The sequence below is a fragment of the Streptomyces sp. NPDC057010 genome, from assembly GCF_042673805.1.
Lineage (GTDB): Bacteria > Actinomycetota > Actinomycetes > Streptomycetales > Streptomycetaceae > Streptomyces.
This window is the reverse complement of sequence record NZ_JBHUSC010000060.1, coordinates 1-15,782: the sequence shown is the minus strand read 5'-3', so window position 1 is coordinate 15,782 and position 15,782 is coordinate 1. Positions and strand designations below refer to the sequence as shown.

11 protein-coding genes and 1 pseudogene are annotated in these 15,782 nt (G+C 72.6%); 5 read left to right on the top strand and 7 right to left on the bottom strand.

The genetic code is table 11. The annotated features are described in order from the left end of the window. Nucleotides 1–18 precede the first annotated feature (18 nt). From ACFTXQ_RS31770 to ACFTXQ_RS31760, 3 genes are read right to left on the bottom strand one after another with little or no spacing between them, the layout of a single operon-like run. A complete protein-coding gene (locus tag ACFTXQ_RS31770; RefSeq protein WP_382647587.1) occupies nucleotides 19–951 on the bottom strand; it encodes a sugar ABC transporter permease in 933 nt (310 codons plus the stop codon). Next, entirely contained in the window at nucleotides 948–1,988 is a 1,041-nt protein-coding gene (locus ACFTXQ_RS31765; protein ID WP_382647584.1) for a carbohydrate ABC transporter permease, read from the bottom strand. The genes ACFTXQ_RS31770 and ACFTXQ_RS31765 overlap by 4 nt, the downstream gene beginning before the upstream one ends. Before the next feature lie 7 nt (nucleotides 1,989–1,995). Continuing rightward, on the bottom strand, nucleotides 1,996–3,270 hold the full coding sequence (locus ACFTXQ_RS31760) for an extracellular solute-binding protein (protein WP_382647581.1): 1,275 nt from the start codon (nucleotides 3,268–3,270) through the stop codon (nucleotides 1,996–1,998). Between the two features lie 222 nt (nucleotides 3,271–3,492). On the opposite strand from ACFTXQ_RS31760, the gene ACFTXQ_RS31755 reads away from it, so the two are divergent. The 3 genes from ACFTXQ_RS31755 to ACFTXQ_RS31745 all read left to right on the top strand — a co-directional run bounded on the left by ACFTXQ_RS31755 (nucleotide 3,493) and on the right by ACFTXQ_RS31745 (nucleotide 7,272). After that, entirely contained in the window at nucleotides 3,493–5,208 is a 1,716-nt protein-coding gene (locus ACFTXQ_RS31755) for a glycoside hydrolase family 13 protein (protein WP_382647578.1), read from the top strand. Between the two features lie 26 nt (nucleotides 5,209–5,234). Continuing rightward, nucleotides 5,235–6,266: a LacI family DNA-binding transcriptional regulator gene (locus tag ACFTXQ_RS31750; RefSeq protein ID WP_382647575.1), complete on the top strand. Its 1,032-nt coding sequence runs from the start codon at nucleotides 5,235–5,237 to the stop codon at nucleotides 6,264–6,266. A 121-nt stretch (nucleotides 6,267–6,387) separates the two neighbouring features. Then, the gene (locus ACFTXQ_RS31745; protein ID WP_382647572.1) at nucleotides 6,388–7,272 is read left to right on the top strand and encodes a phosphatase PAP2 family protein; all 885 of its coding nucleotides are present in this window, start codon (nucleotides 6,388–6,390) and stop codon (nucleotides 7,270–7,272) included. Between the two features lie 18 nt (nucleotides 7,273–7,290). Here ACFTXQ_RS31745 and ACFTXQ_RS31740 read toward each other — a convergent pair whose 3' ends face one another. Together ACFTXQ_RS31740 and ACFTXQ_RS31735 are read right to left on the bottom strand one after the other, a co-directional pair. Next, on the bottom strand, nucleotides 7,291–8,877 hold the full coding sequence (locus ACFTXQ_RS31740; protein WP_382647569.1) for an amidohydrolase: 1,587 nt from the start codon (nucleotides 8,875–8,877) through the stop codon (nucleotides 7,291–7,293). Then, entirely contained in the window at nucleotides 8,799–10,382 is a 1,584-nt protein-coding gene (locus tag ACFTXQ_RS31735) for an APC family permease (protein WP_382647566.1), read from the bottom strand. The genes ACFTXQ_RS31740 and ACFTXQ_RS31735 overlap by 79 nt, the downstream gene beginning before the upstream one ends. Nucleotides 10,383–10,500: 118 nt before the next feature. Between ACFTXQ_RS31735 and ACFTXQ_RS31730 the strand changes: the two genes are divergently transcribed. Further along, a complete protein-coding gene (locus ACFTXQ_RS31730) occupies nucleotides 10,501–11,115 on the top strand; it encodes a TetR/AcrR family transcriptional regulator (protein WP_382647563.1) in 615 nt (204 codons plus the stop codon). Between the two features lie 20 nt (nucleotides 11,116–11,135). On the opposite strand, the gene ACFTXQ_RS31725 is transcribed toward ACFTXQ_RS31730, so the two are convergent. Further along, nucleotides 11,136–11,888 (bottom strand): thioredoxin domain-containing protein, encoded by a 753-nt coding sequence (locus ACFTXQ_RS31725; protein ID WP_382647561.1) that lies wholly within the window; start codon nucleotides 11,886–11,888, stop codon nucleotides 11,136–11,138. 76 nt (nucleotides 11,889–11,964) lie between these two features. Next, complete coding sequence (locus ACFTXQ_RS31720; RefSeq protein WP_382647558.1) at nucleotides 11,965–14,952, bottom strand: bifunctional [glutamine synthetase] adenylyltransferase/[glutamine synthetase]-adenylyl-L-tyrosine phosphorylase; 2,988 nt, start codon at nucleotides 14,950–14,952, stop codon at nucleotides 11,965–11,967. Nucleotides 14,953–15,123: 171 nt separating this feature from the next. On the opposite strand from ACFTXQ_RS31720, the pseudogene ACFTXQ_RS31715 reads away from it, so the two are divergent. Next, nucleotides 15,124–15,782 (top strand): annotated as a pseudogene (locus ACFTXQ_RS31715) (hypothetical protein); the annotation flags it as partial.

The following is a 15,782-nucleotide window of genomic DNA, read 5'->3' as shown; positions in this document are numbered from 1 at the left end:
GGGGGCGGGCACGGGTGGTCAGCCCTTGGTCGCGCCTGCCGTCATCCCGGCTACGAGGTGACGCTGGGCGAATACGAAGAAGATCGCCGCGGGGATCGCGATGAGGACCGAGGCGGCGCTCATCGCACCCCAGTTGGAGGTGTACTGCGTGACGAAGGTCTGCAGCCCGCCGGCCAGCGTGAGGTTCTCCTCGCCGACCATGAAGGCGGAGGCGTATGCGACTTCGCCCCAGGCGGTGATGAAGGCGTAGAAGCCGGTGACGGCGAGGCCCGGCTTGGCGAGCGGCAGGATGAGCCGCCAGAAGGTGCCGAAGGGGTTGAGGCCGTCGACGCGGCCGGATTCGTCGATCTCCACCGGGATGGTGTCGAAGAACCCCTTCATCATCCAGGCGCAGAACGGCACGGCGATGGTGAGGTAGGTGATGATCAGGCCGATGGGCTGGTTGAGCAGTCCGAGGTCGCCCATGAGGTTGTAGAGCGGGACGATGAGGATGGCCATCGGGAACATCTGCGTGATGAGCAGGGTCCACATCAGCGGCTTCATTCCGGGGAACTTGAAGCGGCTGACGGCGTATCCGGTGGTGGCGGCGATGAAGACGCCGAGGACGGTGGTGACGCCGGCGACCAGGACCGAGTTGCCGAACCAGCCGATGAAGTGGCTCGACTCCAGCAGGTACCGGTAGTTGCCGAGGGTCGGTTCCTTGACGAAGTCGGTGGTGACCGCGTATTCGGCGGGCTTGAGCGAGGTCAGCAGGATCCACAGCACCGGGAAGACGGCGATGACGGACGCGACGACGAGCGTGGCGTGCAGCCCGACGGAGGCCAGCGGCTTCCGTCGGCCCCGGCCGCGGGCCGGGGCGGAGGTCGCGGGGGCGGAGGTCGCGGGCTTCGTGGCGGCGGGCGCCGCGGGCCGGGCCTCGTCCCCGGCAGTGGGCTTCGTGGTCATGGTCACCACACCTCTCCCTGCTTGCGCAGCGAGCGCCGGTAGACCAGCGCGAAGATCATGAGCAGCAGGAGGATCAGCACGCCCCAGGTGGCGGAGACCGCGAAGTCGCGCGGGCTCGTGATGAACGCCTCGCGGAAGGCCTGGGTCACGAGGATCTCGGTGGAGTCCCCCGGTCCGCCGCGGGTGAGCAGGAAGATCACCGGGAACATGTTGAAGGTCCAGATGGTGGAGAGCAGGATCACCGTCATGCTGACCGCGCGCAGGCCGGGCAGGGTGATGTGCCGGAACCGCTGCCAGGCGGAGGCCCCGTCCATCTCGGCGGCCTCGTAGAGCTCGCCGGGGATCGACTGCAGTCCGCCGAGCAGGGCGACCATCATGAAGGGGACGCCGAGCCAGACATTGACGGCGATGACCGAGAACTTGGCCCAGGTCGGGTCGTCGAGCCACGGGACGGCCGCGATGCCGCCGCCGTCGAGGACCTTGTTGAGGATGCCGTTGTCGCGGTTGAAGAGGAACCGCCAGGCGAAGACGGAGACGAAGCCGGGGACGGCCCAGGGCAGGATGAGCGCCATCCGGTAGGCGGCGCGGCCCTTGAAGTCCCGGTTGAGCATGTTGGCGAGGACCAGGCCGAGGGTGAAGGTGACCGACACGCACCCGACGGTCCACAGCACGGTCCACACCAGCCGCTGGAGGAACACCGGGTCGCCGAGGACGTCCGCGTAGTTGTCGAGTCCGACGAACTCGTACGTGGCCTCGATGTGGCGGGCGCCGATGGTGCGGGAGACGTTGCGTTCGTTGGCGTTCGTCAGCGACAGGTAGACGCCCTTGACGAGCGGCCAGCCGATGATCACGCCGAGGACGAGCACCACCGGGGCGACCATGGCCCAGGCGTACCAGTGGGTGGCGAGGGCGCGCCTCAGACCACCTGCGTTCCCGCTGTTCCCGCTGTTCCTGTTGTCAGTCCTGCGGCTCCGGCCGCGGGAGGCGACGCTGTCGTCGTCTCCCGCGGCCTTCGCCACCGACTGGCTGGTGTGAGCAGCCATGGTTTCGCTACTTCCAACCCTTGAGGATCTTGCGGAATTCGACGCCGGCCGCTTTGGCGGCGTCCTCGGGGCTGGAGGCCCCGGTGATCGCCTTGGTGTACTCGACCTTCAGCGGCTCGAAGAGGGAGCCGTTCTCCGGGATCCAGGCGCGCTCGACGGCCTTGTCCACGGCCGGCTTGAAGAACTGGACCATCTCGCTGCTCTTGACGTCCGGCTGCTCGTAGGCGGCGGTACGGGTCGGCAGCAGGCTCAGCTCCTTGGAGGACTGGACCTGGACCTCCTGGGAGGTCATGTACTCGACGAAGGCGTGGGCCGCGGCGCGGTTCTTGGAACCGGCGTAGACGGCGAGGTCGTGGCCGCCCTGCGGGGAGCCGGCCTTGACCGAGCCGGCCGGGACGGCGGCGACGCCGAGGTTGGCCTTGTCCTTGAACTGGTCGCCGGCGTAGGTGTCGGCGACGGCCCAGGGACCGTTGATCATCATCGCGACCTCCCCGGACTTGAAGGCGGTCTGCATGTTCGTCCAGCCGTCGGTGGCGTTGGTGAGCGCCGCCCCGGAGGAGACGAGGTCGCGGGCGGTCTTGAAGGCCTTGACGCCGGCCGCGTTGTCGACGGTGACGGTCTTGGTCTTGGCGTCGACCAGGTCGCCGCCCTCGCCGTAGATCAGCGGGAGGAACCAGTAGGAGTCGTCGCCGCGCAGGTAGAGGCCGGCCTTGCCGGTCTTCGCCTTGATGGCCGCGGCGGCGGTCTTCAGCTCCTCCAGGGTCTTGGGGGGCTGGACGCCGGCGTCGGCGAGCATCTTCTTGTTGTAGAAGAGGCCGAGGGTGTCGATGACCTGCGGCACGGCGTAGGTCTTGCCCTCGTACTTGCCGCTGGCCGCGGCCTGCGGGAGGAACTCGGCGTCGATCTTCTTGGCCGTCTCGGCCGGTACCTCGTCGAGGTACTGGAGGGAGGCGAAGTCCGCGACCCAGCCGACGTCGGCGCGGATCACGTCGGGGGCGTCGGAGCCGCTGCTGAAGGCGTTCTTGACCTTGTTCTGCGCGTCGCCGTACGGGACGTTGACGTACTTGACGGTGACCTTCGGGTGCTTCGCGGTGAACGCCTCGGCGATCTTCTGGAAGCTGGCCTTCTCGGCGTCGTTCGAGGTGTCCCACCACGTGACCGTGCCGGAAAGCTCGCCGCCGGCCTTGGTCTCCTGGCCGTCGTCCTTGCTGTCACCGCCGCAAGCCGTCGCCGCGAGCGCCAGGGTCGCGACCAGCGCGGTGGCCGCTATGCCACGCCGCATATGAACTCCTTCGATGATCCCGGCCGCGCCCTCGCGGTCCCGAGTTGCAGGGAACGTAACAAGACTGAAAGCCGACCGAAAGAGCTTGCGGCAATTTTCTGCAAGAGAAGCTGATCGTTACATCCGTGTGTCCGGACGGTTGCCGCAGCTTGCTGTTAGTTCGAGTCACCTTCGACTGTCCGGGCCCGCAACCAGGGGGCGTGTACTCGCGTTGACCCCGATATGACCCACGAGTCGACGGCCGTGCAGCTTGCAAGCGCTTCCAGCAACGCCACGGCGAGCGGTGGCTGGTGGCGCGATGCCGTCATCTACCAGGTGTACGTCCGGTCCTTCGCCGACAGCGACGGCGACGGCGTCGGGGACCTGCGCGGGGTCCGCGAGCACCTCCCCCACCTGGCCCGCCTCGGGGTCGATGCCGTGTGGCTCACCCCCTTCTACGTCTCCCCGCAGGCGGACGGCGGCTACGACGTCGCCGACTACCGGGCCGTCGACCCGCTCTTCGGGGACCTCTCCGACGCCGACGAGCTGGTCCGGGCCGCGCACGCGCTGGGGCTGCGGGTCATCGTGGACGTGGTGCCGAACCACACCTCCGAGCGGCACCCGTGGTTCCGCGCCGCCCTCGCCGGGGAGCCGGGGGCCCGGGAGCGGTACCTCTTCCGGCCGGGGCGCGGGACGGCCGGGGAGCTCCCGCCGAACGACTGGGAGTCGGTCTTCGGCGGCCCGGCCTGGACCCGGGTCCCGGACGGCGCCTGGTACCTGCACCTGTTCGCCCCCGAGCAGCCCGACCTGGACTGGGGCCACCCCGAGGTCGCCGCCGAGTTCGCCTCCGTGCTGCGCTTCTGGCTCGACCTCGGCGTCGACGGCTTCCGCATCGACGTCGCCCACGGCATGGTCAAGGCCCCCGGCCTGCCCGACATCGGCCGCGGCGCCCAGGCCACCCTCATCGGCACCGAGCCGCTCCCCTTCTTCGACCAGGACGGGGTCCACGAGATCCACCGCTCCTGGCGCCGGCTCCTCGACTCCTACCCGGGACAGCGGATCGGCGTCGCGGAGGCCTGGGCGCCGACCTCCGAGCGGCTCGCCCTCTACGTCCGCCCCGACGAGATGCACCAGGCCTTCAACTTCCGGTTCCTGAACTGCCCGTGGGACACCGGCGCCATGCGGACCGTCGTCGACGAGTCCCTCTCCGCCACCGCATCGGTGGGGGCGCCGACCACGTGGGTGCTGTCCAACCACGACGTCGTACGGCACGTGACGCGGTACGGGGGCGGGGCCCGCGGCCTGGCCCGCGCCCGGGCGGCGGCCCTGCTGATGCTGGCCCTGCCCGGGTCGGCGTACGTCTACCAGGGCGAGGAGCTCGGCCTCCCCGAGGTCGTGGACCTCCCGCCCTCCGCCCGCCGCGACCCGGCCTTCCGCCGCGGGCGCCGGCAGCAGGGATCCGGGGCCGGACCCGAGGCCGCCGGCCAGGACGGGCTGCGCGACGGGTGCCGGGTGCCGCTGCCCTGGTCCGGCACGGAGCCGCCCTACGGATTCGGGCCCGCCGGCAGCTGGCTGCCGCAGCCCGCCGGCTGGGGCGGGCTCAGCGTGGCCGCCCAGACCGGCGACCCGCATTCCACCCTGGAGCTCTACCGGGCCGCCCTGGAGCTGCGCCGCGCCCTGCCGGGCCTCGGCGCGCCGGAGGCCGGCCGGGACGAGCCCGCCGAGGCCTGGTCCGGCTCCGCGGCCGAACCCCCGCACCCCTCGGGGATGCGCTGGCTGCCCGCCCCGGACGGGGTGCTCCTGTTCACCCGGCCCGGATTCGCCTGCACCCTCAACAGCCGCCCCGACCCGGTGGAGCTGCCCGCGCCCGGACGGCCCGTACTGTCCAGCTCCCCGGTGGAGACCGACGGCCGGACCGTCCGGCTTCCCCCGGATTCGTGCACGTGGTGGGCATTTTGACGTGGCGGCCGGTACAGTCCAATCCCGTGACCGCACGGCTAGCCGACATCGCAGCCCAGGCGGGGGTCAGCGAAGCCACAGTCAGCCGCGTGCTCAACGGCAAGCCCGGTGTGGCCGCGGGCACCCGTGAGTCCGTGCTGGCCGCGCTCGACGTGCTCGGCTACGAGCGGCCCGTACGGCTGCGCCAGCGCAGCGCCGGGCTCGTCGGGCTGATAACCCCCGAGCTGGACAACCCCATCTTTCCGGCGCTCGCCCAGGTCATCGGGCAGGCGCTGACCCGCCAGGGCTACACGCCGGTACTGGCCACGCAGACGCCCGGCGGGTCCACCGAGGACGAGCTGACCGAGATGCTGGTCGACCGCGGGGTCTCCGGGATCATCTTCGTGTCCGGCCTGCACGCCGACACCACGGCCGACATGGGCCGCTACGACCAACTCCGCGGTCAGGGCGTCCCGTACGTGCTCATCAACGGGTTCTCCGACAAGGTGCGGGCCCCCTTCGTCTCCCCCGACGACCGGGCCGCGATGCAGCTCGCCGTGACCCACCTGACGGCGCTCGGGCACACCCGCATCGGGCTCGCCGTCGGGCCGAAGCGGTTCGTCCCGGTGCTCCGCAAGATCGAGGGCTTCCGCGTCGCGATGAAGGAGCGGCTGGGGCTCGACGAGGCCGAGACCGAGGAGCTCATCCAGCACTCCCTCTACACCCTGGAGGGCGGCCAGGCCGCCGCGGCCGCGTTGATCGCGCGCGGCTGCACGGCGGTGGTGTGCGCGAGCGACATGATGGCGCTCGGCGCGATCCGGGCGGCCCGGCAGCAGGGGCTGAAGGTGCCGCAGGAGGTGTCGGTGGTCGGCTTCGACGACTCCCCGCTCATAGCGTTCACCGATCCGCCCCTGACCACGATCCGCCAGCCCGTGCAGGCCATGGGTCAGGCGGCGGTCCGGACCCTGCTGGAGGAGATCGGCGGTACGCCGGCCCCGCACAGCGAATTCGTCTTCCTGCCCGAGCTGGTCGTCCGCGGCTCGACGGCTTCCGGTCCCGGGCAGCGCGGAAGGACGTAACGGGCGTGAAGGACGTGAAGGACGTAAGGGTCACGCCTCGTCCCCAAGGCTGAGCGGCTGCGCGCAAGACCGTCCCGAGGGATGATCGGAGGCGAGATCGCATCTGGCAGACTCTTTTCCCATGGGTGAAGCGAGCGTGAAGACACTGGAAACCCGGACGGATGTCTCGTCACCCACCGTGACCGAGAGCGGGGCCCGCCCGGGATCCGAGCGAGCCCTGCTGAACCGGCTGCGGTCCCCGCGCCGGCCCCGGATCTGGTTCGAGGTCGTGCTCATCGCGGTCAGCTACTGGACGTACTCGCTGATCCGCAACGCGGTGCCCGAGCAGAAGGCGGCCGCCCTCGCGAACGCCGACTGGATCTGGAGCGCCGAGCGCGCCCTCGGCATCGCCGTCGAGCAGTCGGTCAACCACGCCGTCAACTCGGTGACCTGGCTGATCGTCGGGATGAACTACTACTACGCCACGCTCCACTTCATCGTGACCATCGGCGTACTGGTGTGGATCTACCGTTTCCATCCCGGGCGTTACGCGCCCACCCGACTCGTCCTCTTCGCCACCACGGGCGTGGCCCTGGTCGGCTACTACTTCTTTCCGCTCGCTCCGCCCCGGCTGATGAACGGGCAGAGCTTCGTCGACACCGTGCTGGTCCACCACACCTGGGGCTCCATGGCCTCCGGCAACCTCAAGCAGATGTCGAACCAGTACGCCGCCATGCCCTCGATGCACATAGGGTGGTCGCTCTGGTGCGGGCTGACGATCTTCGCGGTCGCCTCCGCCCCGTGGGCCCGGATCCTGGGCCTGCTCTACCCGACGGCGACCCTCGTCGTCATCGTGGCCACCGCCAACCACTTCTGGCTCGACGCCGTGGGCGGCATGCTCTGCCTGGGCTTCGGCTACACCCTCTCGCGGGCCTGGTACGGCTCGCTCCCCCACCGGCTGCCGCGCCACCCGGTGTACGCGGGTCCGCACCCGTTCTCGGCCGCGCTGAACCGCATCCGCCGCTAGCGCCCCGCCGGGGACCCGTCAGAGACCACCGTCCCGGTGCGTGATCCGGCCGCCCGACACGGTGAGGCGGACCGGTGCCTCGGCCAGTTCGTCCGTCGGGGCCGTGACCGGGTCCACCGCGAAGGCCGTCAGATCCGCCCGGAAGCCGGGCGCGATCCGGCCCGCCACCCGCTGCTCCCCGGCCGCGAGCGCCGCGTGCGAGGTCAGGCCCTCCAGCGCCATCAGCCCCGTCAGGGCGGGACCGGCCGAGGCCGCTCCCAGGGGGCTGCGGGCGGTGACCAGGACCTGGCGGGCGTCGTAGTGGGCGATGGGCCAGTCCGAGCCGAGCGCGAGGACGGCTCCCGCGTCCCGCAGGTCGCGGCAGCGCCAGGCCCGGCCGGCCCGGTCCCCGCCCAGCCGCTTCGACCACTCGTCGGTGTGGTCGGCCCGGGTGTAGGCGGTGTGCGGCGGCTGCATGGAGGCGATCACGCCGAGCTCCGCGAACCGGTTCAGCTGGTCGTCGGGGACCGTTTCGATGTGCTCGATCCGGTGCCTCATCCGGGCCTGCTCGCCCAGGGACGCCACCGTGTCCAGGACGTGGCGGACGGCCGCGTCGCCGATGGCGTGGGTCGCGGTGCGCACTCCGGCCGCGTCGAGGGCCCGTACGGCGCGGGCGTAGGCCTCGGGGTCGGGCCAGAAGGCGTCGGTGCCCTGGCCGTGGCAGTCGGCGTGCTCCAGCCAGGCGGTGCCGCCCTCGACGGTGCCGTCCATGAAGAACTTCACGCCGCCGACCTGCCAGTGGCGGCCGGCCAGGCGCTGGAGGCCGATCAGCTCGTCGAGGTCGTCGTCGGTGGCGCCCGGCATGCACCAGGGGGCGAGTTTCAGGCGGAGCGGCAGGTGGCCCTCGTACTCGACGGTCGACAGCAGCGCCGGGACGTCCCCGTCGCCCAGGTCCATGACGTGGGCGCCGGTGAGACCGGTGGCCGCCATGTCGGACAGCAGCCCGACGAGGCCCGCGCGGCGCTGCGCCGGGGTGGGTTTGGGGACGAGGGGGCTGACGAGGGCCATGGCGGCGTGCTCGATCAGGTGGCCGGTGGGGCGGCCGGCGGCGTCGCAGACGATCTCGGAGCGCTGGGCGAAGGTGCGGGGCCCGGTGATGCCGGCGGCGGCCAGGGCGGCGCCGCTGACGAGCGCGGAGTGGCCGTCGTAGAGGCGCAGGAAGGCGGGGGCGCCGGCCAGGGCCTCCTCGATGAGGGTGCGGTCGACGGGCCGGCCGCCGAAGGCGTTGTGGTCGAGGCCGTACCCGACGACCCAGCCCTTGGTGCGGTCGGCGGTGCGCAGGGCGGCGCGGAGTCCGTCGAGGTCCCGTACGGCGGAGAGGTCGGTTCCGGTGGCCATCTCGATGCCCCACACGGGGTGGCTGTGGGCGTCGGTGAGGCCGGGGGTGAGGGTGGCGCCGTGCAGCTCGATCACCTCGGTGCCGGGGCCTGACCAGTCGCGTACGTCGGCCTCGTCGCCGACGGCCACGATCTCGCCGTCGCGGACGGCTACGGAGCGCGCCTCGGGGCGGGCGGGGTCGAGGGTGCGGACGCGGGCTCCGGTGAGGACGGTATCGGCAGCGGGCACGGCTGTTCTTCCCTTTCGTTGGCGGGTTCTTCGGCGAAGCGGGCGTACACCTCGGGGCGGCGGGACTCCAGCCGCCGGGCGAGGGCCAGGCCGGCGAGGAAGACGGCGGGGACGAGGGCGATGAGGACGGTGTTGACGGTGGTGGAGGCCATGGTGAAGAGGTCGACCTTGGAGACGACCAGGAAGATCGCCACGGCGAGGAGGACGGCGGCGGTGACGGGCGCGATCACGGTCCGCCAGGGGCCCTCCTGGTGGGCGACGCGCCGGAAGTAGACGGGTACGGCGACGGCCGCGAGCAGCATCAGGGCCATGAGGCCGATCATGCCGGGGGTGTTCACCCACAGCAGGAGCTGCTGGTACGGGTCGGCGCCGGCGAGTGCGAAGCCGAGGACGACGACGGCGCCGAGGGCGGTCTGCGCGGCTCCGGCCAGGTACGGGGAGCGGTGGCGGGGGTGGACGCGGCCGAGGGCGGCGGGCAGGACGCCCTCCTCGGAGAGGGCGAGGGCGTAGCGGTTGATGGCGTTGTGGAAGGCGAGGAGGGAGGCGATGACGCTGGTGACGATGAAGACGTGCATCAGGTCGGCCGCCCACGGGCCGACGTAGGTGGTGATCGCGGCGAAGAAGAGACCGCCCGGGTCGGCGGTGGCGGCGGCGGTCACTTCCTCGGCGCCGAAGGCCTGGATGACCGTCCAGACGATGAAGGCGTAGAAGAGGCCGAGGAAGGCGACGGCGATGTAGGTGGCGCGCGGGATGGTCCGGTCGGGGTCGCGGGCCTCGCGGCGGTAGATGACGGTGGATTCGAAGCCGGTGAACGCGGCGAAGGCGAAGGCCAGGACGGCGGCGGTGCCGGGGACGAGGACCGCGCCGGGGGCGAAGGAGCCGAGGGAGAGCCCGTGGGCCCCTCCCTTGATGAGCACCCCTCCCGCCAGCAGGACGAGTATCCCGGTCTCCGCGACGAGGAGGACGCCGAGCACCTTGGCGCCGAAGTCGATGGAGCGGAAGCCGCCGTACCAGATGAGGGCGAGGCCGGCGAGGGAGACGGGGAGCCAGGGGATGTCGAGGCCGGCGAGGGCGCGGCCGGTGTCGGCGGTGGTGGTACCGAGGAGGCCGTAGACGCCGATCTCCATGCCGTTGTAGCCGATGAGGGCGAGCAGGGCGGCGCCGATGCCGACGCGCTTGCCGAGGCCGCGGGTGATGTAGGCGTAGAAGGCGCCGCCGCTGCGGACGTGGCGGCTCATCGTGGTGAAGCCGACGGCGAAGACGGCGAGGGTGATGCCGGCGAGGAGGTAGCCGGCGGGGGCGCCGATGCCGCCGAGGAGGATGGCGACGGGGGCCACGCCGGCCATGACGGTGAGGGGGGCGGCGGCGGAGACGACGAAGAAGGAGATGTCGGCGGTGCCGAGCGCCGCGCGGCGGAGGGCGGGGGCCCGGCCTGCGGGGGCCGTGGTTTGGGGGGTGGCCGGGGCTCGGGTTGCGGCGGGTGGTGGCGCTGGAGTGTCGGGCATGCGGGAGCACCCTTCTGCGAACGGCAGGCTGCGGCGGGCTAAACCTAAAGGGTTTCGGTTCGCGGCAATGTAGCCTCCGGTTTTGGCATACGGGAAGACCTGACGGCGGGAGAAACCGATGGCACGGCCGCGCACCCCACTCCTCGACCGGGAGCGCATCGCCACGACCGCCCTCCAACTGGTCGCGGAGCACGGCGAGTTCAGCGTGCCGCAGATCGCCCGGGCACTCGGCGTGCAGACCGGGTCGGTGTACCACCACGTGGACGGCCGGGCGGGGGTGGTGGAGCTGATACGGGAGCTCGTGTGCGACCGGATCACGGACGAGGCCCTGGCCCTGGAGCCCTGGGACCGGGCCCTGGAGGAGTGGGCGCGCTCCTACCGGGCCGCCTTCGCCGCCTACCCGCGGGCCATCCCGCTGCTGATGACCACGCCGGTCCGGGCCCCGCGGGTGCTCGCGCACTACGAGCGCGCGGTCGGGCTGCTGCTGGCGGCGGGCTTCGCGGAGCCGCTCGTGATGCCGCTGCTCACCGCCCTGGAGAACCTGGTCCTGGGCTCGGCCCTCGACCTGGCCGCGCCCGAGACGATGTGGGAGCCGTCGCCGGACACCCCGCTGCTCTCCCGCGCCCTGGCCACGGTCGGCCCGCGCCGCGCGGACGCGGCCTTCGAGGTGGGCCTGGCGGCCTTCCTCGCCCACGCCCGGACCCTGCGGGACCCGGCTCCGGCACCGGAGTAGTCACGGCCGGATCGCCGCCGCTAGCGCCAGCGCTGGGGGTTGCGGCGGATCTCCTTGATCAGCGCCTCGAACGCGAGGCGGTTGTACAGGACGCCGGACAGTTCCGGACGGACGGGAGAGCCGTTGATGCCGGCCGAGGGGGTGCCGGGGCCGCGGGGGTTCTCGGGGCCGCCCGCCTTCTCGTAGGCCTGCTGCGACCGGGTCACGAAGTCGGCGTACTTCATGGTCGTCACGGCGGAGTCGAACTCCGTGCTGCGCAGTCCGCTCACCCGGGCGGCCATCTCCAGCAGGAAGGCGTCCGTGTAGCCGTCGACGGATTCCTCGGGCTGGTTCTCGTAGAGGACGGCGTGGTACTCGGCGAACTTTCCCGCCTCCAGCGCCGCGCGCAAGGCATTGACGGCCTTCTTCGAGCCGCTGCCGCCGATCCGGTCGTCGAGGAAGGACGCCATGGTGTATTCGGTCTTCACCTCGCGCCGCAAGGTCATGGTCCGCAGGGAGCGCCCGCTCTCCACGACCTCGAACTCCTTGCAGTAGGGGCAGCGCGGGTCCTCGTAGAGGTGGAGGGTGAGCGACGCCTTCGGATCCCCGACCAGAATGGTGGTGCCGTCCGCCGCCAGCTGCTGGGGCACGTCGGCCACGCGGGCGTACGCGGGGCCGACCGGGCTCGGTTCCTGCGCCGGCGGGGCGACGGGTTGGGGGGCGCAGCCCCAGGTGGCCAGTGCCAGTACCCCGGCCGCGACGACCGCGACCAGCCGTCTCCTGCTGCGTATCACGTGCTCTCTCCCCCGGTTCGGAAGAGACAGTAGAGCATCCGTTCGGCGGCGGGGAGCGACCGGCCCTCGGCTCCGGCTACGCCCCGTAGAAGAACTCCTCGACCACCGCGCGGGCGCGGCGGGTGATGCGGCGGTAGTCGTCGAGCATCTCGCCGACGGTGCCCTCCGCGTAGCCCAGGTAGCGGGCCACCGCTGCCAGGTCGCGGGCTTCGGAGGGGAAGGTGTCGCCGGCGCGGCCGCGGACCAGCATCACGGCGTTGCGGACGCGGGTGGCGAGGACCCAGGCCTCGTCCAGGATCTGCGCCTCCTCGGTCGGGATGAGCCCGGCGGCGTGGGCGGCGTACAGGGCTCGGCGGGTGCGGGTGGTGCGCAGGCCCGGTTCGGCCCAGGCGTGCCGCATCTGGATGAGCTGGACGGTCCATTCGACGTCGCTGAGGCCGCCGCGGCCGAGTTTGGTGTGGAGGGTGGGGTCGGCGCCGCGGGGCAGGCGTTCCGATTCCATCCGGGCCTTCAGGCGGCGGATCTCGCGGACGGCGTCCTCGCCGAGGCCCTCCATGGGGTAGCGCAGCGGGTCGACGAGCTCGATGAAGCGGGTGCCCAGGTCGGTGTCCCCGGCGACCGGTTCGGCGCGGAGCAGGGCCTGGCTCTCCCAGGTCAGGGACCAGCGGCGGTAGTAGGCGGCGTACGAGGCGAGGGTGCGGACCAGCGGGCCGGAGCGGCCCTCCGGGCGCAGGTCGGCGTCGATGAGCAGCGGCGGGTCGGCGGTGGGGAGTTGGAGGAGCCGGCGCATTTCGGCGATGACCGTCTGGGCGGCCTTCGCCGCTTCCTGTTCGTCGACGCCGTCGCGGGGTTCGTGGACGAACAGGACGTCGGCGTCGGAGCCGTAGCCCAGCTCGTGGCCGCCGAAGCGGCCGACGCCGATGACGGCGAAGCGGGTGGGCAGGGTGTCGCCGTAGTGGCTGTGGACGGCGGCGCGCAGGGCTCCGGCGATGGTGGCGGCGGTGAGTTCGGAGACGGCTCCGCCGACCCGGTCGACGAGGGCTCCGTGGTCCTCTTCTGCGGGGCTGTCCTCCGTACCGTACGAGCCGATGATGTCGGCGGCGGTGGTGCGGAAGAGCTCGCGGCGGCGGACCCCGCGGGCGGCGGCGACGGCGGCTTCCGGGTTCTCGGCGCGGCCGACGGCGGCGAGGACCTCCTGCTCCAGGGCCTCGTGGGTACGGGGCTGGAGGCCTTCGGGGTCGCCGAGCAGGGCCACGGCCTCGGGGGCGCGCATCAGCAGGTCCGGGGCGAGGCGGCCGGCGGACAGGACGCGGGCGAGGTTCTCGGCGGCGGCCCCCTCGTCACGCAGCAGGCGCAGGTACCAGGGGGTCTTGCCGAGGGATTCGGAAACCTTGCGGAAGTTGAGCAGGCCGGCGTCCGGGTCGGCGGAGTCCGCGAACCAGCCGAGGAGGACGGGCAGCAGGGTGCGCTGGATGGCCGCGGCGCGGGTGACGCCGGAGGCGAGGGCTTCGAGGTGGCGCAGGGCGGCGGCCGGGTCGGCGTAGCCGAGGGCTTCGAGGCGCTGGCCGGCGGCGCGCGGCGAGAGCCTGGTCTCGCCGGGGGTGAGCTGGGCGACGGCGTCGAGCAGCGGGCGGTAGAAGAGCTTCTCGTGGAGGCGGCGGACCACGGAGGCGTGGCGGCGCCAGGCCTTGTTGAGCTCGGCGACGGGTTCGGTGCGCAGGCCGAGGGAGCGGCCGAGGCGGCGCAGGTCGTTCTCGTCCTCGGGGACGAGGTGGGTGCGGCGCAGCCGGTAGAGCTGGATGCGGTGTTCCATGGCGCGCAGGAAGCGGTACGCGTCGTGCAGTTGGGCGGCGTCGGCGCGCCCGACGTAGCCGCCGGCGGCCAGGGCGTGGAGGGCGTCGAGGGTGGTGCCCGAGTGGAGGGTGGCGTCGCTGCGGCCGTGCACGAGCTGGAGCAGCTGGACGGCGAACTCGACGTCGCGCAGGCCGCCGGGGCCGAGTTTGAGCTCGCGGTCGACCTGGGCGGCGGGGATGTTGTCGACGACGCGGCGGCGCATCTTCTGCACGTCGGCGACGAAGTTCTCGCGTTCGGCGGCCTGCCAGACGAGGGGGCTTATGGCGTCGATGTACTGGGCGCCGAGGTCGGGGTCGCCGGCGACGGCGCGGGCCTTGAGGAGGGCCTGGAACTCCCAGGTCTTGGCCCAGCGCTGGTAGTAGGCGAGGTGGGAGGAGAGGGTGCGGACGAGGGGGCCGTTGCGGCCCTCGGGGCGGAGGTTGGCGTCGACGGGCCAGATGGTGCCTTCGACGGTGGTCTCGGAGCAGATCCGCATGAGGTGGGAGGCGAGGCGGGTGGCGGCCTGGATGCCCTTGCCCTCGTCGGTGCCGGGGGCCGCCTCGCCGACGAAGATGACGTCGACGTCGGAGACGTAGTTCAGCTCGTTGCCGCCGCACTTGCCCATGGCGATGACGGCGAGGCGGCAGGCGGCGGCGTCCGCGGGGGCGGCGGCGGAGGCGATGCGCAGGGCCGCGCGGAGGGTGGCGGTGGCGAGGTCGGCGAGCTCGGCGGCGGTCTCGGCGACGTCTATGGTGCCGCAGACGTCGCGGGCGGCGATGGAGAGCAGGCAGCGGCGGTAGGAGACGCGGAGTTGGACCGGGTCGTGGGCGTCGGCGAGTCCGCGTTCGAACTCGGGGAGGCCGGGGTGCAGGTCGGCGGCCTCGTACGTGACGAGGGCCTGCCAGTCGAGGGGGTGGCGGGCGAGGTGGTCGCCGAGGGCCTCGGAGGCGCCGAGTACGCCGAGGAGCCGGTCGCGCAGTGGTTTGGCGCTGACGAGGGTGTCGAGGAGCCCGGGGAGTTCGTCGGGCGGCTGCGCCTCGGCGAGCCGGACGAGTCCGAGGAGGGCGAGGTCGGGATCGGCGGTCGCCCCGAGGGCGTCGAGGAGCACCGGATCGGCCCGTACGGCGGCCAGCGCGTCGGCGTCGAGCAGCCGGGCGGCGGCCGAGGGGTCGGTGAACCCGCTGCGGAGCAGCCGGATGAAGGTGCTGCTCCTGCGTCCCGGGACCGTCATCCCGCCGCCTCCCGCGGTCGTCGCTGCCTCTGCCCTGGCGTACCTGGTGTTGAGCCTAGCCGGAGCAGGCGTTCGACTCACCGCCGCGTATCATGAGGCGGCTTATCGGTTTATCAGAATATTTATGGCGCCATGGGGCCCGCTCCCCGCCGACCGGCCTCGAGGAGCCCCATGTCCGACGGACGCCCCGACCCCTCCGCGGGCCGACCCGTCGCGGGACCGCAGCCGATCCCGCCGGTCGCGGGACCGCAGCCCATCCCGCCGGTCGCGGGACCGCAACAGGGCGCCTGGCCGGACGGCGCAGCCGCCGCCGCGCACGGCCCGCAGCCCTGGCACCCGGCCCCGCAGTTCGCCGACGCCGGATACTACGGCGCGCCCGCCGCGCAACATCCCCCGACCGGCGCCGACTCGCACCCTGCCACACCGGCTCCCACCTGGCACCCCGCCCCCGCCGCGCACGGCCCACAGCCCTGGCACCCGTCCCCGCCCGCCGCGGGGCACCCGCAGGGCACTTGGCCGCACGCCCCGGGCGCCGCGCACGGTCCGCAGCCCTGGCAGCCGGGCGCACCCGCCGCCACACCGCCCGGGTACCCCGGCGCGCCCGCCGCGGGGCACCCGCACGGCACCTGGCAGGCCACCGCAGGGCACACGCAGGGCACTTGGCAGCCCGCCGCAGGCGCCGGGCACCCCGGCCCGCACCCCGCCACACCCGCCGGTGCGGGGTACCCCGAGGCGCCCGCCGCGCAGCACCCGCAGGACACCTGGCAGCCCGCCGCAGGCGCCGGGCACCCCGGCCCGCACCCCGCCACACCCGCCGGTGCGGGGTACCC